The organism is Thalassotalea ganghwensis (assembly GCF_053485795.1).
The window spans coordinates 22,827-49,322 of record NZ_JBQRUM010000006.1 but is presented as its reverse complement, the minus strand read 5'-3'; the positions used below and the strand labels follow the sequence as shown (position 1 = coordinate 49,322).

The 26,496-nt window shown below is 41.0% G+C and carries 23 protein-coding genes and 1 riboswitch; of the genes, 6 read left to right on the top strand and 17 right to left on the bottom strand.

The window, feature by feature from the left end; translation table 11 throughout:
* Positions 1–80: 80 nt before the first annotated feature.
* From ACSLUH_RS07785 to ilvG, 8 genes are all read right to left on the bottom strand, one after another.
* A complete protein-coding gene (locus ACSLUH_RS07785) occupies positions 81–1,004 on the bottom strand; it encodes a prohibitin family protein (RefSeq protein WP_448565744.1) in 924 nt (307 codons plus the stop codon).
* Between the two features lie 85 nt (positions 1,005–1,089).
* Entirely contained in the window at positions 1,090–2,571 is a 1,482-nt protein-coding gene (locus ACSLUH_RS07780) for a DUF418 domain-containing protein (protein WP_448565743.1), read from the bottom strand.
* A gap of 106 nt (positions 2,572–2,677) precedes the next feature.
* Positions 2,678–3,226: a MarR family winged helix-turn-helix transcriptional regulator gene (locus ACSLUH_RS07775; RefSeq protein ID WP_448565742.1), complete on the bottom strand. Its 549-nt coding sequence runs from the start codon at positions 3,224–3,226 to the stop codon at positions 2,678–2,680.
* 110 nt (positions 3,227–3,336) lie between these two features.
* Entirely contained in the window at positions 3,337–4,890 is a 1,554-nt protein-coding gene (gene ilvA / locus ACSLUH_RS07770; RefSeq protein ID WP_448565741.1) for a threonine ammonia-lyase, biosynthetic, read from the bottom strand.
* The gene (ilvD, locus tag ACSLUH_RS07765) at positions 4,880–6,742 is read right to left on the bottom strand and encodes a dihydroxy-acid dehydratase (protein ID WP_448565740.1); all 1,863 of its coding nucleotides are present in this window, start codon (positions 6,740–6,742) and stop codon (positions 4,880–4,882) included. Before ilvD ends, ilvA begins: the two co-directional genes overlap by 11 nt.
* Positions 6,743–6,885: 143 nt before the next feature.
* On the bottom strand, positions 6,886–7,812 hold the full coding sequence (locus tag ACSLUH_RS07760) for a branched-chain amino acid transaminase (protein ID WP_448565739.1): 927 nt from the start codon (positions 7,810–7,812) through the stop codon (positions 6,886–6,888).
* A gap of 116 nt (positions 7,813–7,928) precedes the next feature.
* Positions 7,929–8,186 (bottom strand): acetolactate synthase 2 small subunit, encoded by a 258-nt coding sequence (ilvM, locus tag ACSLUH_RS07755; protein WP_448565738.1) that lies wholly within the window; start codon positions 8,184–8,186, stop codon positions 7,929–7,931.
* A complete protein-coding gene (gene ilvG, locus ACSLUH_RS07750; RefSeq protein ID WP_448565737.1) occupies positions 8,186–9,850 on the bottom strand; it encodes an acetolactate synthase 2 catalytic subunit in 1,665 nt (554 codons plus the stop codon). The genes ilvM and ilvG overlap by 1 nt, the downstream gene beginning before the upstream one ends.
* Positions 9,851–10,288: 438 nt before the next feature.
* On the opposite strand from ilvG, the gene ACSLUH_RS07745 reads away from it, so the two are divergent.
* Entirely contained in the window at positions 10,289–11,812 is a 1,524-nt protein-coding gene (locus ACSLUH_RS07745; RefSeq protein ID WP_448565736.1) for a YifB family Mg chelatase-like AAA ATPase, read from the top strand.
* 49 nt (positions 11,813–11,861) lie between these two features.
* Here ACSLUH_RS07745 and ilvY read toward each other — a convergent pair whose 3' ends face one another.
* Entirely contained in the window at positions 11,862–12,749 is an 888-nt protein-coding gene (ilvY, locus tag ACSLUH_RS07740; RefSeq protein WP_448565735.1) for an HTH-type transcriptional activator IlvY, read from the bottom strand.
* A gap of 166 nt (positions 12,750–12,915) precedes the next feature.
* Between ilvY and ilvC the strand changes: the two genes are divergently transcribed.
* Positions 12,916–14,400: a ketol-acid reductoisomerase gene (gene ilvC / locus ACSLUH_RS07735; RefSeq protein WP_448566030.1), complete on the top strand. Its 1,485-nt coding sequence runs from the start codon at positions 12,916–12,918 to the stop codon at positions 14,398–14,400.
* An 81-nt stretch (positions 14,401–14,481) separates the two neighbouring features.
* On the opposite strand, the gene dmeF is transcribed toward ilvC, so the two are convergent.
* Genes dmeF through proB form a run of 3 tightly spaced genes read right to left on the bottom strand, consistent with a single transcriptional unit; the run spans position 14,482 to position 17,772 of the window.
* A complete protein-coding gene (gene dmeF, locus ACSLUH_RS07730) occupies positions 14,482–15,387 on the bottom strand; it encodes a CDF family Co(II)/Ni(II) efflux transporter DmeF (protein WP_448565734.1) in 906 nt (301 codons plus the stop codon).
* 6 nt (positions 15,388–15,393) lie between these two features.
* On the bottom strand, positions 15,394–16,644 hold the full coding sequence (locus tag ACSLUH_RS07725; RefSeq protein WP_448565733.1) for a glutamate-5-semialdehyde dehydrogenase: 1,251 nt from the start codon (positions 16,642–16,644) through the stop codon (positions 15,394–15,396).
* A gap of 30 nt (positions 16,645–16,674) precedes the next feature.
* Positions 16,675–17,772, bottom strand: a complete 1,098-nt coding sequence (proB, locus tag ACSLUH_RS07720) for a glutamate 5-kinase (RefSeq protein WP_448565732.1) — start codon at positions 17,770–17,772, stop codon at positions 16,675–16,677.
* A 418-nt stretch (positions 17,773–18,190) separates the two neighbouring features.
* On the opposite strand from proB, the gene yihG reads away from it, so the two are divergent.
* Together yihG and ACSLUH_RS07710 are read left to right on the top strand one after the other, a co-directional pair.
* Entirely contained in the window at positions 18,191–19,087 is an 897-nt protein-coding gene (gene yihG, locus ACSLUH_RS07715) for a 1-acylglycerol-3-phosphate O-acyltransferase, YihG family (protein ID WP_448565731.1), read from the top strand.
* A gap of 8 nt (positions 19,088–19,095) precedes the next feature.
* Positions 19,096–20,361: a mechanosensitive ion channel family protein gene (locus ACSLUH_RS07710; RefSeq protein WP_448565730.1), complete on the top strand. Its 1,266-nt coding sequence runs from the start codon at positions 19,096–19,098 to the stop codon at positions 20,359–20,361.
* Positions 20,362–20,393: 32 nt separating this feature from the next.
* Here the strand turns inward: ACSLUH_RS07710 and tesB are convergent, their stop codons facing one another.
* The gene (gene tesB, locus ACSLUH_RS07705) at positions 20,394–21,251 is read right to left on the bottom strand and encodes an acyl-CoA thioesterase II (RefSeq protein ID WP_448565729.1); all 858 of its coding nucleotides are present in this window, start codon (positions 21,249–21,251) and stop codon (positions 20,394–20,396) included.
* Positions 21,252–21,437: 186 nt separating this feature from the next.
* Here tesB and ACSLUH_RS07700 point away from each other — a divergent pair, with 186 nt between their 5' ends.
* The gene (locus ACSLUH_RS07700) at positions 21,438–21,692 is read left to right on the top strand and encodes a hypothetical protein (RefSeq protein WP_448565728.1); all 255 of its coding nucleotides are present in this window, start codon (positions 21,438–21,440) and stop codon (positions 21,690–21,692) included.
* Positions 21,693–21,716: 24 nt separating this feature from the next.
* On the opposite strand, the gene ACSLUH_RS07695 is transcribed toward ACSLUH_RS07700, so the two are convergent.
* A complete protein-coding gene (locus tag ACSLUH_RS07695; protein ID WP_448565727.1) occupies positions 21,717–22,226 on the bottom strand; it encodes a hypothetical protein in 510 nt (169 codons plus the stop codon).
* Positions 22,227–22,233: 7 nt separating this feature from the next.
* Complete coding sequence (locus tag ACSLUH_RS07690) at positions 22,234–24,093, bottom strand: tetratricopeptide repeat protein (protein WP_448565726.1); 1,860 nt, start codon at positions 24,091–24,093, stop codon at positions 22,234–22,236.
* 150 nt (positions 24,094–24,243) lie between these two features.
* Positions 24,244–24,326, top strand: a riboswitch (cyclic di-GMP riboswitch).
* Positions 24,327–24,581: 255 nt separating this feature from the next.
* Between ACSLUH_RS07690 and ACSLUH_RS07685 the strand changes: the two genes are divergently transcribed.
* On the top strand, positions 24,582–25,595 hold the full coding sequence (locus ACSLUH_RS07685) for a GGDEF domain-containing protein (RefSeq protein WP_448565725.1): 1,014 nt from the start codon (positions 24,582–24,584) through the stop codon (positions 25,593–25,595).
* Between the two features lie 41 nt (positions 25,596–25,636).
* Here ACSLUH_RS07685 and ACSLUH_RS07680 read toward each other — a convergent pair whose 3' ends face one another.
* Positions 25,637–26,092: a 2-thiouracil desulfurase family protein gene (locus ACSLUH_RS07680; protein ID WP_448565724.1), complete on the bottom strand. Its 456-nt coding sequence runs from the start codon at positions 26,090–26,092 to the stop codon at positions 25,637–25,639.
* 2 nt (positions 26,093–26,094) lie between these two features.
* Entirely contained in the window at positions 26,095–26,412 is a 318-nt protein-coding gene (locus ACSLUH_RS07675; protein WP_448565723.1) for a DUF3630 family protein, read from the bottom strand.
* Between the last annotated feature and the right edge of the window lie 84 nt (positions 26,413–26,496).

The following is a 26,496-nucleotide window of genomic DNA, read 5'->3' as shown; positions in this document are numbered from 1 at the left end:
ACTAGGACAAAAGTCGCCGGTTTAGCACTGCTGGAAAACTATCAATGTTAAGTTATCTACGTATAAGGAACCGTAAACGATCACTTTTCTTTCATGTTCCATAAAATATCTTGGCCATCGCCCATCACCGTCGTCGGTAATTTACCATCCCACTGCTGTGCTTTAACATAATCAACTAATAGTTTACTGGCTTTTAATGACTCTGCTTTCTTTTGCATCGCTTCCGCTTCAGCTAAACCTTTTAAGCGAATAGCTTCCGCTTCAGCTTTTGCTTCGGTCATAATTGCGTAAGCTGAACCATCAGCGCGCGCTTTTTCTGCATCTCGTTTTGCTTCTGCAGTGTTTACTTCACGTTGTGCTTCTAATTTTTGACGCTCTAGACGATGCATTTCAGCCGCCGCTAAGTTTTTTTCTGTTTGCTTGGTTTCTATACTTTGCAAATACTTTGGCGGTAAAACTAAATTCTCTATTTGAACGCTATCTAACTTTACAGGAAAGTCAGCCATTTCTGCTAAGAGTGTTTCTTCAATTTTTTGAATAACTTGGCCACGATTTTGTATGATTTGCTCAGCTTTAAAACGTGCCAATGCATCTTTAGTCGCGGAACGTAACCTAGGATCAAGAATACGATTTTCAAATTGATCTAAGCCACCATAATTTTTATAAAGCTCAAATGCCTCTGGGCGTATAACCGTCCAGTTTACCGACACTTCGGCGGTCACAGGCATTTGTTCATAAGTTGATGCTTTAAGGTTTTCGCTATTTTTACGTGTTCGTATTTCCAGTTCTTCTATCGTATCGGCAAATGGAACTTTGGTATGTAAACCAGGATTTACCTGTGTAGTCGCTTCACCAAAACGCTTAACAATACCAACATGACCTTCATCAATGGTATAAAACGCCATCCAGGCACCGAGAACCACCAGCCCAGCGACAGCTCCTCTGCCCAGCTGTTTAGTGACATTTTTCTTGTTAACAGCTTGCCTACTCAATCCATTAGTCATAAAGACCTCCCTTGCTACTGTTTTTTACTTATTATTGAGTCGATGACATAATATGTCTGTGTAGACATATTATGTCAAGATTTTTTTAAGAAGGTAAACGCATTGACTGTATTTTTTTATAGGTAATAGAACGCCATAACCATTCTAACGGACCAAAACGATAATGCGCTAACCACCACTTTGAAAATATCACCTGAAAAACAACAATGCCAATAACAATCAGCATTTGTCCACCGCGAGCGATTTCTCCAAACTGACCGCCAGCATAACCATAAAAAATTGAAGTTAAAATGACCGAATGCATAATGTAGTTAGTTAAAGCCATCTTGCCCATTGGCGCAAAATGGGCTAAACGTTTTTGCCAATTTGATTTTGCTAATAGACACACAATTAAACCGATGTATCCAGCTGTTAGCGTATATTGACCTAATAAAAAGATCATCTGCCCTGTGCCTTGCACCGCCATAGCAACTTTGGTTACTGGTTGCTGTAATAGAATAAGTCCCGCTACGTTTAAAAATAGGCCTAATGGTAAACCGATGCGCATCATCGCTTTATACATCGGGATATGTTCTTGATAATGAGTAATACGCTTGCTGGCGACAAACCAAAAGCCAAGAATAAATAATGGTACGAGCATCATTAATGAAAATATCGGTGAAAATGGCACCATCTCAGCGACAAATTCAAGACGAAACTTAGTCGCTTGCCAATAGCTATCCTGGGTAAATGCCGTGATTTCTTTCTGCTTGCGTTGTTCTTGCTCGCGTTTACTTTTCACGCGATCTTCTACCGCTTGTTCCTTGCGTTGTTCGTCTGAGAGCTCTTCTTGCTCTGGTGAATCGCTTTCATTTATCACAGGTTCTTCCGACTCTGTCACAACATCTACGGATAAGGTTAATGATTTCGATGGCGTTAACATCCGCTCAGCAACTAAAGCAGCAATCTCTTGCTGTTCTTGCCAACTTGATTTGGCTTTTTCAGCATCAAAATAACTTCCGGCGCCAATACCTGCGAGAGTAGCAAACAGTAGTGGGATTGATAACCAAATTAGCGACAGTTTTAAATAAGAGCGCGGGTTATCAAATTTTTGAAAACGAGGTTTTTGCAATAGATATACCCATAGCAACAAAAACATTCCTGCTAAAGCATAGTCATGCAGGATATCACCACCCCATAAAAATATCATATGAGCAATCCCTATTACCCATAGCGCGATCATTCTGCGGCTAAACCATGCACCAAAAGGTCGGCCAACTTCTTTTGCCCGCATTAACATCACGGCAAAGCCCATCCCAAATAATAGAGCAAATAGTTTATAGAATTTTCCTTCAACAAAGCAGCGTATTAACCACCCCACTGCATGATCGACTCCACTTAGGCTTTCATCAAATGAACTCAACGCAGCGATGGGGCGATTAAACCATTCAATGTTCATCAACAAAATTCCAATAAGGGCAATACCTCTTAAAATGTCGAGGGCATCGATGCGTTTACTCGCCGATATTGGTTTTAAAGCAGAAACGGAGGAAGAATTCACCTCTTGTGAAGTTTGCGTCTCATTCATAGGAAGTCCTTTGCAATTAGCAACTTTATTATAGTTTTCGAAATACCTTAGGTCATAGGAAGCTAAAAGCAAAGTTTTTATTGCTTATTCACCATAATGGCACACGCTAATTTTTATGCTCGCGACATATTTGCGTGGTTTCAGACTCTGAGAGTCCCTCATCAAAGAATCGACAATAGAATTCGTTATCACTCTGAAAATGTTTACAGGTAAAACACTGACCAAAGGATTTGCTCTCATCAGTATCATGAATTTTATGATAAATAGCGTCTAGACCTTTGATTAGCGACTTTTCATTGGTTTTACTCAACTGAGTTAGCGCACTCTGCAGTTTTGAATGCTGAGTAAGCTGAGACAGAATATGTTTACCAACAGCAGTGACTTTGATGTGCAAGACACGTTTATCGTCACTGTCGAGTGTTTTGTGGATTAATGCTTTGCGTTCCAATACTTTGAGCGACTGAGAAATAGTGCCTTTAGTATGCTCTAAATATTCTGAAACCGAGATAGCATTGTCAGAGTGCTTATTCGCCATTGATAAATAAAGCAACGCATCAAGCTGTACCGGCTGCAAGCCAAACTCAGCGAGCGCTTTACGCTTTTCATTAATCAATGTGTTGGTTAAACGCTCAATTAATAGGTATAAATCTCTCATAAGTCACCCCCAAGGTTTCGCATCAAAACGAAACCTACGTGATAATCTTAGTTGAAAATCAGAGATTTGCGAGTTTTGCTAAATCACATTACCGAGGTAACCATCAACAGCTATGCCAAGAATGCTTGATAGGCTTCATTTTCCGTCTCTTCTTGCCATTGGTAACCCAGAGCCTGAAGATGCTCAAAAAAGGCTGGCTGTTGTTCGACAGTCACTTCAAAGCCTGCTAATACTTGGCCGAAAGCAGCGCCATGATTGCGATAATGAAACAAGGTGATATTCCAGTGCTCTCCCAAGGTATCAAGAAATTTTTCTAACGCTCCCGGGTACTCAGGAAATTCAAACCTAAAAATGCGCTCTTGCAGTGGCAGCGCGTGCTGGCCGCCAATCATATATCGAACATGTAACTTAGCCAACTCATTGTCAGTACAATCAGTCACCTGATACTGATGTTCTTCTAATAGCGTAATTAACGCTTCTCGTTCGGCACGATTGGCAATTCTAACACCTACAAATATATGAGCATTTTCATGCTCGCAGCCGGGCTTATCGACAAAACGATAGTTAAACTCGGTAATAACCCTGCCTTGCAACGCCTGACCAAAACGACGGAAACTGCCTTTTTGTTCAGGTATTGATACGGCAAACACCGCTTCTTTTTGCTCACCAAGTTCACATCGTTCTGAAACATAACGCAAGGTATGAAAATTCATATTGGCGCCTGATAATACCGCCACTAAGGATTCCCCTCCTTGACTGGTCAAACAATATTTTTGCAAACCAGCGAGTGACAAAGCGCCAGCTGGCTCGGCTATCACTCGTGTTTGCTCAAAGATATCTTTTATCGCGGCACATATTTCATCAGTGGTCACCGTGATCACCTCATCACAGTAACGATGGATCAACTTGAATGTTTCTGTTCCAATGCGCTTTACCGCAACACCATCGGCAAACAAGCCAACTTGGGTTAGATCCGTTGGCTCGCCTGCTTCTAGTGCCGCTTTTAAGCAGGCTGAGTCTTGTGCTTCTACGCCAATGACTTTAATATCAGGTCGAAGTTGCTTTAGGTATACCGCCATACCTGCTAATAACCCCCCACCTCCAACGGGAATAAAGACAACTTGTGCTTTAGAAAACTGTTGCAATAATTCTTTGGCGACAGTGCCTTGACCTGCGATCACTTCCTGATCATCAAATGGATGAATATAGGTCTTATGCTCTTGCTCTGCAAACTCCATTGAGGCCGCTTGTGCTTCATTAAAGCTTTTTCCGACTAAACGCACCTCTGCACCAAAACGACGAACATTATCTACTTTTATATCTGGCGTCGTGATTGGCATAACAATGGTGGCTTTTATCCCCAACTTTTGTGCCGCCAATGCCAATCCTTGCGCATGATTTCCTGCAGAAGCTGCGATAACGCCATGAATACACTGAGCTTCGGTTAAACTTGCTAACTTACTATAAGCACCACGGATTTTGAACGAGTGAACCGGTTGATGATCTTCTCGCTTTAAGTAAATCTGATTATTAAGTCGAGCCGACAGCTTGGTTAATGGTGTTAGTGGTGTTTCAACGGCAACATCATAAACCGGCGCCAGCAAAATTTTTCTTAAATACTTTAACCCTAAACTTTGGTCGACTAATTCAGCTTCAGTCATCATATTCACCATCTAATAACTGACGATTGCGCACAGCACCTTTGTCTGCGCTCGTTGCTAACATGGCATAGTTTTTTAGTGCATAACTAATGGGTCGAACTCGATTAGCAGGCTTCCAAGCATTTTTGCCTTTTGCGACCATATCAGCCTCACGTTGCGCCAATTCTGCTGCCGACACTTTCAATTCAATGGTTCGTTTAGGGATATCAATTTCGATAATATCTCCCTGTTCAACCAAAGCAATTGCGCCGCCACTGGCCGCTTCTGGAGAAATATGACCAATAGACAATCCTGACGTGCCACCTGAGAAACGACCGTCGGTGATCAGTGCGCACGCTTTACCTAAGCCCATTGATTTTAAGTACGTTGTTGGATAAAGCATCTCTTGCATACCAGGGCCACCTTTAGGGCCTTCATAACGAATGACCACCACTTCGCCTGCGACAACTTTACCCGCTAAAATTCCAGCGACTGCTTCATCTTGACTCTCAAAGATATGTGCTGGCCCAGAGAAGGTTAAGTTTTCATCGGCGACACCGGCCGTTTTAACGATACAGCCATCTAAAGCAATATTACCCGATAAAACCGCAAGACCACCTTCTTGGGAATAAGCATGTTCAAGTGCACGAATACACCCATTTTCACGATCATCATCCAAACTGTCATAACGACACGATTGGCTAAACGCTTGCGTTGTGCGAATACCTGCAGGGCCAGCCTGATAGAACTGTTTTATCGCCTCATCTTGCGTAACTTTAATATCATATGTTGCTAAAAGCTCTTCTAAGCTAGTGCCCAAGACATTAGTTACCGAAGTATCTAACAAGTTTGCACGTGCTAACTCACCTAAGATAGCAACAACACCTCCAGCACGATGTACATCTTCCATATGATACTTTTGGGTTGAAGGTGCCACTTTACAAAGCTGTGGTACTTTTCGAGATAAGGCATCAATATCCTTCATGGTAAAATCAACACCGGCTTCTTGAGCAGCAGCTAACAGATGCAACACAGTGTTGGTGGAACCGCCCATGGCGATATCCAAGCACATCGCATTTTGATAAGCTGCTTTATTGGCAATATTTCTCGGTAAGGCGCTTTCGTCATCTTGCTGATAATAACGTTTGGTTAGTGTGACAATTTCTTTACCTGCACGCAAAAACAGTTGTTTGCGATCAGCGTGAGTGGCTAGCATAGAACCATTACCTGGTAATGCAATGCCTAATGCTTCAGCAAGACAGTTCATTGAATTGGCGGTAAACATGCCTGAGCAAGAACCACATGTCGGGCAGGCAGAACGCTCAATTTGCTCACTTTGCTCATCGGAAACCGTTGGATCGGCTCCTTGGATCATCGCATCAACTAAGTCCAATTTTATAATTTGATCAGATAGCTTAGTTTTCCCCGCCTCCATTGGTCCACCCGAGACAAAAATGACCGGAATATTTAAACGCATTGCTGCCATCATCATGCCGGGAGTGATCTTGTCACAGTTAGAAATACAAACCATAGCATCGGCGCAATGGGCGTTGACCATGTATTCAACGGAATCGGCAATAAGATCACGAGAAGGCAAACTATACAACATACCGCTATGACCCATGGCAATGCCATCATCTACAGCGATAGTATTAAATTCTTTAGCAACACCGCCAGCTTCTTCAATCGCGCCAGCAACAAGCTGCCCCATATCTTTTAGATGCACATGTCCTGGAACAAATTGAGTGAATGAGTTCACCACGGCAATAATTGGTTTACCAAAATCATTATCTTTCATCCCTGTTGCGCGCCAAAGTGCACGTGCACCCGCCATATTTCGGCCTTGAGTTGAAGTTGCAGATCGTAATTTAGGCATAATCATTATTCCTGACTGTATATTGTATAAACTTGGTTTTGTTAGTGCATTATCTCAATAAACTAAAAAACTAAGCTTGCTTATTTACATATTTTAGTAAAGTCAGCACATTGATGATCAACTATCAATGTGCTGAATTCTTATTATTTTACAGGGTCTAACCAACCTTCTGGCACTTCGGTACTACCGTCGAAAATACCAAAGAATGCTGATTGAATAGCTTGAGTAATTGGACCACGAGAGCCCGAACCAACAGGCATACCATCAACTGATTTAACAGGAACAACTTCAGTTGCTGTGCCCGTCATAAAGAATTCATCAGCGAGGTAAAGCGCTTCGCGAGAAATGGTCTCTTCTTTCACTTCATAACCCAATTGTTTTGCTAGGAAAAACACCGTGTCACGAGTTAAGCCTTGTAAAATACTTGCCGTACCCGGAGGAGTATAAATAACGCCATTGCGTACCAAGAACAAGTTTTGACCAGCACCTTCACTCACTTGATTGTTAACGTCTAGCGCGATTCCTTCGGTATAACCATGGCGAGCAGCTTCCATTGAAATTAACTGAGATGATAAATAGTTACCACCAGCTTTTGCTGCTGTAGGCATGGTATTAGGTGCTAAACGGTTCCAGCTTGAAACCCCTACATCAACACCATTTTCAATCGCTTCCGCCCCTAGGTAGGCTTCCCAGCTAAAAGATGCAATCATTAAGTCTGCTTTCGCGTCTGCAGGTGGGCGCAGCCCCATACCAACATCACCTAAAAACGCTAGTGGACGCAAATAAGCTGATTCGAGGTTATTCTTAGCAACAGAATCTTTACACGCCTGAATAACTTCTTCCTGGGTATAAGGAATGTTCATGCGATAAATTTTAGCTGAATCAAATAAGCGCTTAATGTGCTCTTCTAATCGAAAAATACAGGTTCCTTTATGGGTTTTGTAGGCACGAATACCTTCAAAAACCGATGAACCATAATGTAACGCATGACTCATTACGTGAACGGTTGCGTTCTGCCACGGCATTAATTCTCCGTTAAACCAAATGAGTTCTGCACTAACTTTAGCCATTTTATATTCCTAATTTCTACTATTTATGACACCGTAAAATTTCAAATAGTAAACTTTTTCGGTGCGTTATTTATATGCTTGTCGATTACTATTATACCGATAACTACGATACATAGTTAAGCTATGTATTGCTTTACAGCTTTATTGTCTACTTTGACTTGCTTGATGTCGACCAATTTATTGATTTGATCGACCAACAATTCTATCGCTCGTTCACTACGAACCGCCAGTTTAATGGTTCCAATGTGGGTGCCAGTATTCACTTGCGCATTTATACCACTGATCATAAAACCACGATAACGAGTAACTTGTAATATTCTCTCAAGCACCACTTGCTTATCATCGGCTTCGATTACTAATTGATAGTCTTTCATTAGGTGCTCTCCATCATTTTATCGTTGGCAGTTTCAGGCGGTACCAATGGCCAAACGTTATCTTGTGCATTGATCTTAACCTGCAGTAAATAAGGTCCTGAATGTGCCAGCATTTCATCTATGGCCTGCGACACTTCATGCTTTTTCGTAATTGCTTTTGCTTTGATATCAAACGCAGAAGCTAAGGTGACAAAGTCTGGATTATCAGATAAATCAGTTTCACTTAATCGACCGTTAAAGAATAAATCTTGCCATTGTCGAACCATACCTAATTTAGCGTTATCGATAAGTAACACTTTAACGGGAAGCTGAAAGCGTTTTATCGTAGATAACTCTTGAATATTCATCATAATCGAGCCATCACCAGAAACGGCAATCACAGTATCTAGCGGTCGAGATATTTGTGCGCCGATAGCCGCTGGAAGGCCAAAGCCCATTGTCCCCATGCCGCCACTGGTTAAAAAATTAGTGGGGTCATTAAATGACATATGCTGCGCCGCCCACATCTGATGCTGTCCAACATCGGTGGTAACACAGGCATTTTCGCCCATTTTTTCGCTGACTTCTTTTAACACAGCAGGAGCAAAAATGGTCTCAAATGGATGGTCATATTGCCAAGCATACTCACTTTTCATCGCTTGACAGTGTAATTGCCATTCACCAATATTTAACGGCATTGAAAGTGCCGGTACATTAGTTTTTAAATCACCCAGAATTGACGCATCAGCGGTTCGACGCTTATTGATCTCAGCAGTATCGATATCAAAGTGGATCACTTTGGCATTCGGAGCAAATTCAGCCAACTTCCCAGTGACACGATCATCAAAACGTGCACCGATTGCTACCAACAAATCACATTCCTGCACTGCTATGTTAGCCGCTTTAGTGCCATGCATACCTAACATGCCTAAGTAATTATTATCCTTGGGGTTTAACGCCCCTAAACCTTTTAAGGTTGCTACGCTAGGCATCCCTGTAGTGGCAGCAAACTCCCTAACTTGCTGCTGCGCATTAGCCATACCAACACCACCACCGACATACAAAATTGGCTTATTGGCTTGGCTTAATAATGCCAACGCTTTACCAACATCAGCAGGAGGTAATTCCACTGGATTTTTAAGTGACGATAGCTCTGTCACCGTAGCGGTAACTTCTGCCAACTGAATATCTTTGGGGATATCAACAAGCACTGGTCCTTGACGACCTTCAAGCGCAATTTCAAAAGCTTGATGTAAAACTCCAGCCAAGTCATTAACATCAGTCACTTGAAACGAATGCTTGGTACAAGCTAGAGATAGCCCAAAAATATCAACTTCTTGAAAGGCATCTGAACCCATCGCGGAAGTCGCTACTTGTCCAGTAATGGCGACAACAGGTATTGAGTCCGCCATCGCGTCGGCTAGCCCCGTTATCAAATTCGTTGCTCCAGGGCCTGAAGTAGCGAGACATACACCGACTTTACCAGAAGCCCTTGCATAACCTATTGCTGAGAATGCAGCGCCTTGCTCATGACGACATAAGAAATGCTCAACGTCACTGTCATATAACGCATCGTAAATAGGCATGATTGCTCCGCCAGGGTAGCCAAATACATGCTTTACGCCATGTTGCTGCAAAACATCAAATAATAAAGAGCCGCCAGTGTGTGTTTTGTTACTTACCATGTTTTTATCACTATTCACTTTATATTCAAAAAATCGTTAAAGTAAAATCAGTGTCCTTTCGCTAAATTTACTATCATTTGTTACTAACAACTCGCCATAAAAAAACCCTCGGTCTTTTCAGAGCGAGGGTTTTAATTACGTTTAGCTTTTCTTAGCTCAACAAACACCCCCGCGCTGATTTAATAATCACCACGACGAGAATGTTAATAATCACTAAGCTAATGTTCTGCATTACTATTCAATAAACCTGAAAAACTAAAATAATTGATGGGCTATCTGAGCCTTTTTAAATTAGTACCATAGCTCGTTTATTAGACGCAAGTTTTTTTGTTAGAGATTTTTTAAAAAATTTTCAATGCTTGGTTATAAGCTAGGCTGCAAATCTCTGTGTTTGAACTACACTGTCGATACAATGGAAGATAATTAAATGGATTTTTTATGTCATTAGCTTGTGTGTTTAGTCGTGCCCGTGTCGGTCTCGAGGCGCCTTTAGTGTCAGTAGAGGTGCATATTGCCAATGGTCTACCTGCTTTTAACATTGTCGGTTTACCGGAAACCTCAGTTCGGGAAGCAAAAGATAGAGTGCGAAGTGCGATAGTCAATTGCGGCTATGAATTTCCCGCCAAGCGCATCACCATAAACCTAGCGCCTGCCGATTTGCCCAAAGAAGGAGGACGGTTTGATTTACCGCTCGCGGTTGGCATTTTAGCCGCATCAGGACAACTTCCAGAAAGTGACTTAAGCCAGTACGAATTCGCGGGGGAGTTGGCGCTTTCTGGAGAACTTCGCGCTGTGCTTGGTGAAATTCCGATGGCGATGGCTTGTGCAGAAAGTCATCGCGCGTTGATCATCAGCCAAGATAATGCTGAGCAAGCCAGTTGGGTTAGATCAGCAAAAGTACACCCACTAAGACATTTAAGTGAATTGTATCCCCACTTGCTAAGGCAAAAGCCACTGCCACTGGCAACTCCCAAACAACACCAAGAACCCGACCCCATAGAGTTTAACGATATGGCTGATGTTGTCGGCCAACCCTTAGCTAAGCGTGCGTTAGAAATCGCTGCAAGTGGCGAGCACAACTTGTTGTTGATCGGTCCTCCTGGCACAGGAAAAACCATGTTAGCGAGTCGTTTGCCGGGAATACTTCCTCAAATGACGGAACAACAAGCCTTAGAAGTCGCGGCTATTCAATCAATTAGCCATCAAACGATAGAGCAAACCTCTTGGTTAACACGACCCTTTCGAGCACCTCATCATACCGCTTCTGCCGCAGCCTTAATTGGTGGAGGCAGTCACCCCAAGCCTGGCGAAGTCTCACTCGCTCACCGCGGAGTATTATTTCTTGATGAACTACCAGAGTTCGAACGCAAAGTTTTAGACGTATTGCGCGAACCGCTCGAATCTGGCGAGGTGACAATCTCTCGGGCGTTACACAAGCAAACTTTTCCGGCAAAATTTCAACTGGTTGCTGCCATGAATCCTAGCCCTACCGGTTTTTACAATGACAATCGCTCGACACCTGAGCAAGTGTTACGTTATTTGAGTCGCTTATCTGGCCCATTCCTCGATAGGATTGATATTCAAATTGAAGTTGCAAGGCTACCTAGAGGCGTTTGGGCTAACGATAACTCGAAAAACGAATCAAGCGAAACCTTTCGCGCGCGAGTTCAGCGGACAGCGAATATTCAGCACAAACGCCAACAAAAATCCAACGCGCATTTATCCGCAGCCGAACTCAAAGAGTATTGTCCACTTAGTACAGAAGACCACCAGTTTTTGGAACTTTCTGTTGAGAAACTTGGGCTTTCAACGCGAGCACACCATAAAATATTAAAAATAGCGCGGACGCTAGCAGATATGGAACAAGCTCAAACGATAAGTAAACAACATTTGATCGAAGCGCTTTCCTATCGCGCCATGGATCGGATATTACGCCATCTTACTGAAGCTGTTAGTGTTTAATTGACTTCGACCCTGCATAAGAAAAAACATTTCTAATGCAAACCTGAGGTTAATTGCTTTGTTCTAGAGCGTTAAAAAAAGCACTCACTAACGTTTGCTCTTTAGTTTGGTTTAAACAACAAATACCGAGTTCAAACGGCTCTATTTCGCCGACGTTTTTAAGGTACTGAACTCGTTCTTTAACCGGGCTGTTTTCGACAACAACCTGCGGGGCAATGCTAACGCCACAACCTAGAGCGACCATACTAACCAAGGCTTCATTACCGGCTACCGTAGCGTATATGTTGGGTTTACCTTGTTGTTTTTTCCGATACCAATATTCTAGCCGCTTTCTTGCTGCACCATGCTCTGGCAAAATAATCGGAATTTGATGCCACTGGATCACGTCCGCCTGAACCTGTTGTTGCACTTTACATGGCATTGCCGGAGCAATGACGGATATTGGCAATGTCGATAATGAATGAAAATAAAACATTCTTGATAGTTTTTCTGGCCTAGCAGCAATTGCTAAGTCGACCAACCCCTCACTGACCTGCGTCAACGCATCTGCTGCATCTCCTGTCGTGAGCATTATCTCTACAAATGGGTGTTGCTGGCGAAAGCGATCAAGTAAGCTGGGTAAATGACTGTAAGCCGCAGTTACCGAACAAAAAATATGGAGTTTACCGTGTAACTGAGTTTGTTGCTGGTTCAATGATGCTTGTAATACTCGCCATTGCTCTATTTGACCTGCTGCAAATACCAGAAACTTCTTACCAGCCTCATTTAAACTCACCGAGCGATTGTCGCGATGCAGCAGTGTACACCCCACTTGTTCTTCAAGACGCTGAATTACCCGACTTAACGTCGAGGGACTGACATGATTAGCCTCAGCCGTCTTGCTAAAGTGCAAACTATTGGCCAAATCGACAAACATTTTTAACGACTTAATATCCAAAATTTTCCCTCAACACCACCATATTGCAAATTATGCAACATGGTAATGCAAATATATCATTTTAAGCAACAAAAGAAAGGGAGTATGCTTGCGCAATAAAGTGGTAAAGCTCGATAAAGCAATGGGCATGGCTTCATCACTGCACAACAGAGAATTGGAGAAAGAAATGGCGAATTATTTTAATACCTTAAGCTTACGTGAAAAGCTTGCTCAACTAGGCAAATGTCGTTTTATGAAACGAGAAGAGTTTGCTGATGGCTGTAACTTTATTAAAGATTGGAATATCGTCATTGTCGGTTGTGGTGCACAAGGTTTAAACCAAGGTTTAAACATGCGTGACTCAGGGCTAAACATATCTTACGCTTTGCGTGATGCAGCTATCGCTGAAAAACGTCAATCATGGCAATGGGCTACAGAAAATGGCTTTAAAGTCGGTACATATCAAGAGCTTATTCCACAAGCTGACTTAGTATTGAACTTAACACCAGACAAACAACATACTTCAGCAGTAAGTGCGGTTATGCCATTAATGAAGCACGGCGCAACCCTTTCTTATTCGCATGGTTTCAATATTGTTGAAGAAGGCATGCAAATTCGTCCAGATATTACCGTTATCATGGTCGCGCCTAAGTGCCCAGGAACCGAAGTTCGCGAAGAATATAAACGCGGATTTGGTGTACCTACGTTGATAGCAGTACATCCAGAAAATGATCCGCAAGGAAATGGCTTAGCGATAGCTAAAGCTTATGCATCTGCAACCGGAGGAGATCGCGCTGGCGTATTAGAGTCTTCATTTATTGCTGAAGTTAAATCGGATTTAATGGGCGAGCAAACCATTCTTTGTGGCATGTTACAAACCGCAGCGATTTTAGGCCACAAACAATTACTCGCTTTAGGCGTTGATGCAGCGTATGCACGCAAATTATTGCAATACGGTATTGAAACCGTAACCGAAGGATTAAAGCATGGTGGTATTACCAACATGATGGATCGCTTATCCAATCCGGCAAAAATTCGAGCGTTTGATATGTCTGAACAGCTTAAAGATATTTTACGTCCGCTATTTGAAAAACACATGGACGATATTATCGAAGGGCGTTTTTCTGCCACAATGATGGAAGACTGGGCCAATGACGACGCTAATCTACTGGCTTGGCGGGCACAAACTGCAGAGACATCTTTTGAATTAGCGCCAGATTGTCAAACATCGATTTCTGAGCAAGAGTACTATGATAAGGGTATTTTTGTTGTGGCGATGGTGAAAGCAGGTGTTGAATTAGCATTTGAATGTATGGTTGCTGCGGGCATTATCGAAGAGTCAGCCTACTACGAGTCGTTGCATGAAACGCCATTAATTGCCAACTGTATCGCGCGTAATAAATTGTATGAAATGAACGTGGTTATTTCTGACACTGCAGAATATGGTAACTACTTATTCAGTCATGCAGCAGTTCCAATGTTAGAAGAGTTTGTTAGTCAGCTTAGCTTAGAAGACTTAGGTGAAGGTTTAAAAACCACTTCAAATGGTGTCGACAACGTACGATTAATTGAAGTAAATGAAGCGATTCGCAGCCACGGTGTTGAAGCCATTGGTAAAGAGTTACGTGGCTATATGACCGATATGAAAAGAATTGTCGAATCTAACAACTAATATGCTCGCTTGCCAATAATATCTGGCCGAATTATTGGCTAAAAGCGGTACTAGTTCAGCTAGTACCGCTTTTTATTTTATTCAAGAAGATTGTTCAACAAGTTCTATAGAAACATGAGTCAATTGCGGTAATTCTTCCTTTAAGATTGACTGGTAAAATACAATCGACTTCGGGCTTGGGGTACTAACAGACAAGACTGCGGCATAATCAGATTGAGAGATTTGCCAGACGTGCAAGTCTCGCACCTGTGCTTGGTGTTGCTGTAAGCGCTCATTTACCGCAGACAGCAGCTCGGTTGGAACAGACTTATCAAGCAACACTTCACTAGAGTCAACCATTAGACGATAGGCCCAACGCAAAATAACGACGGCACCAACAATCCCCATTACAGCGTCCATCCAAATTAAGCCAAAATATTTTCCAGCAAGCAGCGCAACAATTGCCGTTAGCGAGGTCAATGTATCCGCCAAGACATGAAAATAGGCCGCACGCATATTATGATCATGACCGTGTTCGTGATGATGGTCATGGTCATGGTCATGGTCATGGTCATGCAAAATAAACACTGAAATGACATTAACGAGCAAGCCAATCACCGCAACGATAATCGCCTCATTAAACTGTATTGTGATCGGCGACACCAATCTTTCAATCGATTCTATCACCATTAAAATAGCAACGATTCCCAGAGCAATAGCGCTGGCGAAGCCACCTAAATAGTTTACTTTGCCAGTACCAAAACTAAATTGATGATTATTTGCGTGTTTTTTCGCGTAGTAGAAAGTAAAAAGTGTAATAGAAAATGCCGCGGCGTGAGTGCCCATGTGCCAACCATCTGCGAGCAATGCCATAGAGCCGTACCAAGTACCCGCAACAATTTCTAAAACCATAACAACGACTGTGATCCAGAATACCCACCATACTTTTTTAGCTTTCTCTGCTGACGAAGAAGGTTGATAGGGGCTATGACACCAATTATTTTCCATTGCTTATTACTCTCTTATTTGTCCGTCACCATAAACAACATACTTTTGTGTTGTTAGCGAGGCAAGCCCCATCGGACCATAAGCATGAAGCTTACTGGTAGAAATACCAATTTCAGCCCCTAACCCTAGTTGACCGCCATCAGAAAACCTTGAAGAGGCGTTCACCATCACCACCGAAGAATTTATTTGCTGAACAAAGGCATTAGCTGTTGATATATCTTGGGTGACAATCACTTCGGTGTGATCAGAGCTATATTGATGTATATGTTCAATAGCTTGTTCAAAACTATTCACCACTCTGATCGCTATTTCTTGCGCTAAATACTCAGCCTGGTAATCTGCATCCGTTGCCGCTATTGCATGATCAAAAAATGAGATACTCTGATCGCAAGCATGAATACGCACGTTAAAGGTCGCTAACGCTTTTGCTGCTATCGGTAACAATTTTTGTGCGACATCTTGATGAATTAGCAGCGTTTCTAAAGCATTACACGCACTTGGCCTTTGAGTTTTACCGTTGAGCAAAATTGCAATTGCTTTATCAACATCAGCGTGTTTATCAAGGTATAAGTGACAAACGCCTTTAAAGTGTTGAATCACAGGGATTTGGCTATTTTCTGTAACATAGCGAATTAATCCTTCCCCGCCACGAGGAATAACCAAATCAATTGTTTCTCTTTGCTTTAATAACTTGGCGATAACCTCTCGACCGGTATCAGGTATAACCGTTACCATATTAACATCTAAGCCCATTTGCTCGATGGCTTGGTGAAGACACATTGCCAGTGCAAGATTACAATGAATGGCCTCTGATCCGCCTCGTAAAATGACCGCATTACCCGATTTTATGCAAAGCGCCGCAGACTCTGCCGTAACATTGGGACGAGCTTCATAAATCATCGCAATAACACCAAGCGGGATACGCATTTGTCCTACTTGGATACCATTCGGTCGACGAATCAAATTTGCAATTTCTCCAACCGGATCTTTTAATGCGCTAATTTCCCTGATCGCCATGGCAATATCACGTATACGCTCAGGTGTCAGTAATAACCTATCTAGCATCGCGTCACTAAGGCCTTTTTGTCGACCTTCGCTAATATCCTTTTGGTTTTCTTCCATTATTGCCGCACTAGATTGCTCTATTCTGTCAGCAATTGATTGCAGTAAGGTGTCTTTTTGCACACTAGTGAGTTGCGCAACTTTAATCGCCGCGCGCTTTGCTTTAACGGCACTTTCTTCAATACTAAAAGTCATGTCTATTTGCCTGAGATTTATTGATTTGAGTTACATAATTACCATATCGTCACGGTGAATGGCGACCTTGCTTGGACAGCAACCAAGCACAGCGAAGATTTCATCACTATTTTTACCTTTAATGCGGTGCAAATCTTGAGCACTGTATTGGGAAATTCCTTTAGCAAGCAAGCTATCGTCTTTTTTGCTTCGAATTTCTACTGAATCACCACTAGAAAAAGTACCTGAAATATCGACAATCCCCGAAGCTAATAGTGATGCTCCGGTATCTTTAACGGCTCGTGCCGCGCCATGATCAACATAAATATTACCGCAACTTTTTAGCGTATGCTTTAACCAATGTTTTTTCGCTCGATGAACGCCTTGTTTAGCATTAAAGCAAGTTCCGGGGTTTTCGCCAGCCAATAATTGTTCAAATGCTTGAGGGTTCTGGCCATTAATAATATAGGTAGTGATACCATTGTCGGTGGCCTTCTCTGCCGCCTGTATTTTAGTTTTCATACCACCGGTAGCAATCGGGTTAGACGTTGTTCCTGCCATGGCATAAACTGATTCATCAATTTTATCTATGACGGGAACTAAGGTCGCATCGCTATGCTTTCTAGGATCTTGAGTAAATACGCCATCGATATCACTTAAAATAAGTAAACTATCGGCTTCTGCTACCAAAGCAACTAATGCCGCCAGATTGTCGTTATCGCCTACTTTCAATTCATCTGTTGCCACCGTATCATTTTCATTAACAATCGGTATGACGTTGTTTTCGAGTAATACTCTTAAGGTGTTTTTAATGTTGATATAGCGTTGACGATCTTTTAAATCACCATGTGTAATCAGTAACTGGCTGCATGGCACATCAAAAAAGCGTTGCCAATTGGCCATCATTTGCATTTGACCAACCGCTGCCATTGCCTGCTTAGTTTCAATTGATGGATTAGGCGAATTATGAGCAATTAAATGTCGTCCTGCAGCCACACTGCCTGAAGAAACTAAGATAACCTGTTTACCCACTCGATGACACTGTGTGATGAAACGTGCAATCGTCAGTAAATAAGTGCCATTACACCCTTTATTATCAGGCGCGACTAATGCGCTACCCACTTTAATGACAACCCGCTTAAAATCCATGACTCACCTCAACTTGCTTAAAGAATAAGCATCGCTAAAATCAAACAATTATGCAAATAGCTTTTCGTTTTGACTAAGTCCATCTTGCTCTTTTAGATGCTATAACGCGATAATCAACCCAAAACCTTGTTTTACTGTACTAAGCGGCCATTAACTAGCGTGCTTTATTGAAGATAAATTTCGACTTGTTGAATAATCACCCATGGAAAAGTTTTGATTAAATAGCTTATTGATTCTTACTTTTATTCGTATTTCAGTAACATTATTTACCAGCTTTGCAGCTATTTCTATCACTTGCCACCAAAACAACTAAAACCAAGACGAAGTCGACACTTTTATAATAATTCGAATGCCGCTGTAAAAAGCGCTAAAAAATAGTATGATATGGCGTGTTTTTAATAACCAGAATTGATGCAACATGATGAGCTTTTTACCTTGGCCAATCATTGGCTTTTTATCTTTTACATTATATGCCATAAACACGTTATTTTGGCTTGTACCAATTATTGTATTTTCTTTACTCAAAGCATTATTGCCTATTGCACCGATACAAAAAATCTTAAGTTATTGTCTAGATCATATGGCCAGTAACTGGGTCGCTATCAACACCCTCAATCAAAAATTATTTACTCGAGTAAAAATCAATGCGCAAGGCATTCAAAAATTAGATACTAAACAATGGTATTTAGTGGTTTGCAATCATCAGTCTTGGGTAGACATCGTGGTTTTACAACGTGTATTGCACGGTAAGATTCCTTTTTTAAAGTTTTTCTTAAAAAAAGAACTCATCTATGTACCCTTTTTAGGAATAGCATGGTGGGCATTAGATTTCCCATTTATGAAGCGTTATAGCCAAAGCTTTGTGAAAAAAAATCCTCACCTTAAAGGGAAAGATATCGAGACGACCAAAAAAGCATGCGCTAAATTTAAACATAAACCTGTCAGTGTCATGAGCTTCATTGAGGGAACACGTTTTACTGAAGAAAAACACAAAAAGCAGAATTCTCCGTTTAAAAATTTACTTAAACCCAAAGCTGGTGGTATCGGTTTTGTGCTTTCGACCATGGGTGAAAACTTAAATAAGATTGTCAATGTCACCATACATTATCCTGAAGGAACGCCAACCTTTCTCGACTTTCTCTGTGGAAAAGTGCATAAAGTAGATGTCATTATCCAAACCCGTGACATTGACTCGGCTTTACTTGGAGATTATGTCAATGATCGCGACTTTAAAATTTATTTCCAAAAGTGGGTTACTCAACTTTGGCAAGAAAAAGACCAATTGCTTGAAGAGATCAACACATCTGATCGTTAAGGAAGATTATGCTCTCATTAATTTCTGAACAACTTACTGACTATGGTGTTAGTGCCTCGCATCTTGAACTCGTTACTATTTTAGTCAGTACGATTGCGATGCTAACCATCTGTGCGTTCAGCTATTACCTCGCAAAGTATAAAGTGCTAACCACAATAAAAACAGTGGTGATTAGATCACGTAACACATGGGATGATTTATTTTTGGAGCATCAGGTGTTTAAACGTGTTGCTTTAATGCTCCCATACATAATACTGTTGTTCTTAGTACCGTTAATGACCTATCCAGACTCACATTATCAACAGTTTTTATTAACGCTGGCTAAAATTGCCATTTGTTTCCAAGTTGCCAGAGTCATATCCTCGATACTGAATGTCATCAAAAGCGTTTACCATAGCAAAGCAAACGAACGTTATTTACCGTTAAATGCCACCATTCAAATGGTTAAACTGGCCGTCTATTTAGTGGCCACCATACTGACCATAGCTTATCTGCTTGATCGTTCACCATTTTATTTGCTTAGTGGTCTGGGTGCATTAACTGCAGTGCTATTACTAGTTTTTCAAGATACCATTAAAGGATTAGTCGCCAGTATTCAAATTTCTGCCAATAAGATGCTAGCCCCAGGCGATTGGATAGAAATTCCTCAATATGGTGCTGACGGCGATGTATTAGAGATCGGCTTAAATACCGTCAAAGTACAAAACTTTGACCGAACGGTTACCACAGTGCCCACCTATGCTTTGATCAGCGGGGCATTTAAAAACTGGCGTGATATGTTTAAATCGGGTGGCCGGCGAATAAAACGTTGCCTCTATATCGATATAACTAGCATTCATTTTTACAATGCCAAACAAATAGAAAAGCTTGAACAACTTCATATACTGCGCCCTTACTTACAAATGAAGAAAGAAGAGCTCAAGCGACATGCTCAATCAGCTAATGTCCCCGTTGAAGATATCAATTCAAGACAACTAACCAATATCGGGACATTTCGCGCTTATATTGAAGCTTATTTAAACCAGCACGAAAAAGTACACCATGAAATGACCTGCATGGTGAGACAATTACAAACAAACTCGGCAGGTGTGCCATTAGAGTTGTACTTTTTTAGCAACGACCAAAACTGGGTTAACTATGAACGGATACAAGCTGATATCTTTGATCATTTATTTGCGATGGCTAACTTCTTTGAGTTAAGAATTTTTCAACATCCTAGTGGTAATGATTGGCGAGAAGTTGGGCAGCAACTCACCAATACACCGAAACCTTAGGCCGTGTTGACCTTCTTGGGTTAAATAGTGCGCTAACGCTGCCGAATCACCCCTTCTTGCATCGTACTAGCGACGAGTTGTCCTTGACGATTAAATACTTGTCCTTTCACCAGTCCTCGACCACCCGTGGTTGTTGGACTGTCGATAACATAAAGTAACCATTCGTCCATCCGAAATGGGCGATGAAACCACATTGAATGATCAATGGTTGCGATTTGAAAATTAGGTTGCCAATAACTGACACCATGTGGGAAGAGAGCGGTCGGAAGAAAATGAAAGTCTGAAGTATACGCTAGCATATAATTATGTATGCGCTGATCGTCCGGCAGTTGACCATTTGCTTTTATCCACATGTGGCATATAGGCGGCATTTTTTCAGGTTTTATCCAGTGATAACGCTGCACCGGCCTCAACTCTATCGGCTTTTCTGCTAAAAATTTATCGCGAATGTTCTCTGGAATAAATTGTTGATTCTCGATAATAAAATCGCGATAAGATGGCACCTGCTCAGGTGGCAAAACCGTTGGCATTTCAGCCTGATGTTCAAACCCGTGCTCTTGAATTTGAAACGATGCGGTTAGATAAAATATGACGTTGCCGTTTTGCAGAGCCTTTACTCGACGCGTACTGAAGCTTTGCCCATCTCGAATATTTTCGACTTCGTAAACTACAGGCTTAGTCGCATCTCCGGGTCTTAGAAAATAAGAATGCAAAGAGTGAACTAGTCGACTTTGCGCTACAGTTTCCTGCGCGGCTGATAGCGCCTGTCCCATCACTTGCCCACCAAAAAGCGCCCTAAAGCCAAGGTCTTGGCTCTGACCTCGGTAAAGACCGAGTTCAATTTGCTCAAGTTTTAATAACGCGAGTAATTCTTCTAATACCTGGCTCATAGTAAAGCTCTTCCTTTTTTAAGTACTCGTTAGCTAAGTCACTATTTTACCTAAATTTAGCAACTGGTACTATCAGTTAAATTTCCGCACTTTTGTAAAAAATAATTGTTGAATTATTAAACAGAGTAGGATAATGTCGAATAAATTTATACTTAAGATGATGTGTATCGACATTGTGAGGTCAGTGTGCAAGCAGTAATGGATAGAGAAGTGTTATTAGAAAGAAGGCACTACACTCCTGAGCAAGCGACTCTTTGGGACAAGTTATCTTTAGCTCAGAAGTTCGCGGCGAGCAGTTTAACCCAATTTGGGTACGATCTCGCTTTTATAAGAAATAGCAGTGCCGGTAGTTTAGCTGTGTTACTGTGTGAAAGTAATTGCGCAACAATTACTGATGATGGTGAAATAAACACCAACCCTGAAATTACGATACGTGATTAGTCATTACCACGATAAGGAAACTCTTTACGACGTTTCCTTATTCGCTGTTTGATTTGCTTCCTTTTCAGCCTCATTTAATAAAGCTTCAACCAAAGACATAAATCCATTTAAATTATTGCTATTCCACATCCTTTTGTAATGACCGCCCTGTTTGCTAATAAAAGACGATAACTTTTGAAAACTGGTCGGATCGTAAGCGTCAAAGCATTTTTTAATAATTTTATTAGTTTGTCCTTTGCCTTTAAGGCTTTCTCTAACAATTGCTGCGTAATTTTTTGCCAATGGTGTCAAGTAAAGGATTAAGACCTCTCCCTCCTGACAACGCTCTTTTAACGTCGCTAAGCGAAACTGAATAAACTCTTCATTTTTTTTAGCGATTAACGCAATCGCATCAGCTAACAATTGGTTTTCTTTTTTAGTTGATGATGTTTCTTTCTTTATTTCAACGAGCTTACGTTGCAACGTTTCAGCCCTAAAATAAAAATAAACACTTACAGCAACAAAAATTGCCAATATGGCTAAGACAAAAATCATAAACTACCTACTGCATGAAGCCAGAACTATCTGAACGCGTTGACTCCGTCAACCTCGATAAAAAGATATATGGGTCGATGTCCTGAACACTAGGAGCATTAACCGCAAAGCTCATTTTAACCGAAAAATCACCTAAATTGGCAAAAAATCTTGTTGCTAAGTTCTTACTAAGTCCCCGAAGTTTTCTTTCGACGCGATCAATCTGTTGATGTGGAGCTAAAATAATATATTCACCATCATGTAAAAGACCGACTTGCTCAAACTCATCAGTGATTTCATTAATTAACGTGGCAATAATACTTTTTACTTCATTCACGGTTTTTCGATTAAATCGAAAACAAAGCTCGTCCCAATTCTCAATAAGTAAATAACCGATAGCGATTGGAAATTGATACCTGCGCGCCATTTTAAAATGGTAATGATACAATTTCTTAGACTGATTTGGCGACGCAATATAATCAATCGGCTTTTCGACTTCCTCATAATCTCGATTCAAACGCAAGCTTCTATATTTTAGCGCTAACCATGAAAACAAGACCAATACAAGGCTCAGCACACCAAATAGCACATAAATTATATACTTAAATTTTTGATAACGCTCAATGTATGACTGTTTCAAGTCTGACTGTACCGCAAGGTTGAGCGCTAATTGTTGATTATCGATACCATGCCTTGTTTCAATGTCATTATGAATAGGGTTAAATAACGCAGGATAATAGCGCTGATACAAGTTAATATAACGCTCGCTGTACCCTAAAGCCTTCTGGTAATTGTTTTGACGACGATAGGTCTGAGCGAGTAAAGAAAATAATACGATTTGTTCTTTAGATAAATCAATTTGCTCGACATGTGATTCAGCCAATAACAATAACTCATCGGCTTGAGCAATATTATTGTCGATTAAATACGCCTGCGCTAAGCCAAGAAGTGCACTTAAATGGGGAGAAGACAAATTATCTTGATCAAATACTTGTCGGGCCTTATTAAACAATGTAATCGCTTCATCTATCGATCGTTGTTTGAGCAAAACCAGAGCCATACCTAGGTTAGCATAGGCCACACGAATCGATAGATTTTGTTTTAGTGCCTGCTGTTTCGCCTCATAAAAACCATTATAGGCATCGTTTAGTCGATTTTGCTCAAGATTGGTTAATGCGAGATAATAATAACTGCGATTAATCCCAGCGACACGACCGCTATCAAAACGCAGCTTGATCACTTTATGATAGAGTGTATTAGCTATGTCATAGTCTCGAAGGTACAAATGCGCCAGCGCTAAAATTTCGATAACATCAATATGCTCATTAAATTGCTCATGCGTGATGAGTAGTTGTTCAACTTGCTGAAGTTGCTCAAAGGCGACTTGCTGCTCAGCCAACAACGCATTTGACATCGCACTATAACTTAATGCCGTCAGCAGGTATTTAACCTGATCTATTTGCTTAGCGAGTGAAACTGCTTGTTCCGCATAATTATGAACCAATTGAAAACGACCTTCATTGTAATTGCCAAATGCTAGCAACAGCAATAGCTCTACTTTTAATGTCTTATCCACACCAACGACGGTTAAACCATCTTGTGCAAATTGTAATGCTTTATTGATATCGCCTCTATTCATCGCCGTTTGAGCCAATAAGATAAAAACCTTAGCCGTAATATTGGCACTATAATAAATGCGCTGTTGTAAGATTTGGTTGGCGACATCTATCACTGGTTGTGCGGATAACATTTCGCGATCCAAAGTATAGAAATGATTAATTTTATCTATATTTTCAGAAATTAACTGCGAAGATTCACTCGCCTTGACACCATAACTTAATGTCAAAAGCGTCACTAAAGTGATTAAATAACGATAAAATTTACTCAAGCTGCAATCCCAACATTTTGTTAAAAAACAAAAAGTAAAAACCAATTATCGCCCTAGACGATAACTGGCTAACAAAAAAAGATCCACTGACAATGTGCAAAAGGTTTACAACAGCGATATTAATATTATAATGACCAATGAGCTACTAAAGCTCGTAAAGGGCAAATCTAACGAAAGTTAGAGACGCAAAGTTACCGGCCTAAGGCAACGTCTATGGCAGCGGGACTACCGAATTTAGATATAGTGGGGGCTTATCTTAATAACGTTTTCTGTTGTTATACCCACGGTAACTTTTGCGTGCCACCTACCCTTTCGACGTTTTCACTCGTTGATTACCATACATTGTTCGAAAAATTCCTTATATGCCAATATTTTTTACAAAAAGTATCCATTTTTTGTCAAATTTATATAGATGTTTAGCTAAAATTACTAGACAATAGCTTTAGTATACAAATTAAGTTGAATATTGCACTGAAGTATAAGGGCTAATGGTGAAGCATCACGATTCCATAGCACAAGCTGAGCAAAAGTTAGTACTTGCAACTGAGCAATTACAAAGCTGGAACCTCCCCGCTACGCCAATCAATTACGCTGTATGTTACGAATATATTAGCGGCAAAAACACAACCTTGATCGCTTTGGTAAACCAAGAACTTGCCGAAAAAAACTCACTTGATAACTTTTTCATGGAAGACACCTATCGGCAATTAGTTTTAGGCACTAATAGTTTTCGAGATGAGATTATTACTGATATCGATAATTTGCTTACCGATATTGATATCTCCAATACAGACTCTTACCAGCAAGTCGAACAATTTATCCTCCAAGTCGATAAGCAGCAAGAGCATTTGTATTCGCAAGATCAACGCAGAATTAAATTGGCTTTACAGAATATCAAGAAAGCATCACGCCAATTTAAAATTCAACAACAAAACTTAAGTATTCAAATTCAAGAGTCACAGTCAAAAAACAGTGCGTTGCGCGAAGAATTAGAAGAAATACGTAAAGAGGTTTATTTAGACCCATTAACAGGACTTTATAACCGCAAAGCGCTGAACAAGCATTTGGCTCAGTGGATAAAAGCAAATCCAGAGCAACAAATGGCAGCAATTGTCATTAATATTGATCAAATTGCCGAGCTTACCCAGCAGTTTGGCAGTTTAATTAGTGATGTCCTCATTGCTAAAGTAGCCAACAAAGTCAATAGTTACGTGGGAGAAAGCGGTTTCCCTGTCCGAGCATCTGGTGATGAGTTTTTGATTTTGTTACCCGAAATGGAACGAAATGTAGCAGCTGAAATTGCAGAAAAAATTAGACAAGGCGTTGAAAAATTACGTTTTGTTAGTAGTAAAACCGGTATTAAATTACCTCAAATGACCCTATCTCTAGCGGTAAACGACTTTACACTGCGTGACAATGTTCACGCAGCCATTAAAGAGACCAAAGAGCTGCTTTCCAAACATGTTCAAACGAGTCGTAACTCTATTGCCATTGCAAGTTGATGTTAACAGCGAGTCAAACGTTGGTTGAGCTAGGTTGAAACTTAACCATCAATAATTTCAACAAGCTGATCTATTTGAGCTTCTGAAAAAACCGCTATGCCATGCGCTAATAAATAACGGCTGGTAATGCCTAATCCAGGTATTTTTCTATTTGAAAAACTGCCATCATAAATATAATTTCGACCACACGAAGGGCTAGATTCTTTAAGCAACGCGTACTTTATCTGATACTTCAAGCATAGTGATAACGCCTGCATAGCTCCTTGTTCAAATGCAGTGGTTACATCTTGTCCAGCACGATTCTTCACATGACTAGTGCCGCATATTTCTGCTGGTATTCTCGGTATCCCTAAGCCACCTTCTACTTCGGGACAAACTGATACAATACGCCCTTGTGCTTGCCAACGCGCAAGGTACTGACTGTTAACCTTTTGATGTCCACCGTCGTAACGAACATTTTTACCAAGCAAGCAGGCACTCACCAATATTTTATCCATGGCTACCCTTGCTCCACTATGCGATGCGCTAATATCATCGCTAAATGAGAAAGATACTCAGCACTGCCGTCATCACTTGCTTCTATCCAAATGGCTTCGCTATAAAACTCTGCATGTAAACAAAATTCATAATTATTCGCTAAAAATCGCGCCATTACTTTATCGGCTCCCTTGATAATTTCTAGCAATTGAAATTCTGCGTTGGATATAAAACCCTCAAAAGCTAAGCAGATTGTTTCAGTTTGCCAATCGATACCGTTTACAGTTAACGTTATCGCTGCATGTGATGGGAGATATTCTATCGCATTGATTGTGTACATATTCTATTCAAGGGTTTAACCTTGTTCTTGATCAATGTTGAGCTAAGTTGGTCATATAATACAAAAAAAGCCACGACAGCTGTT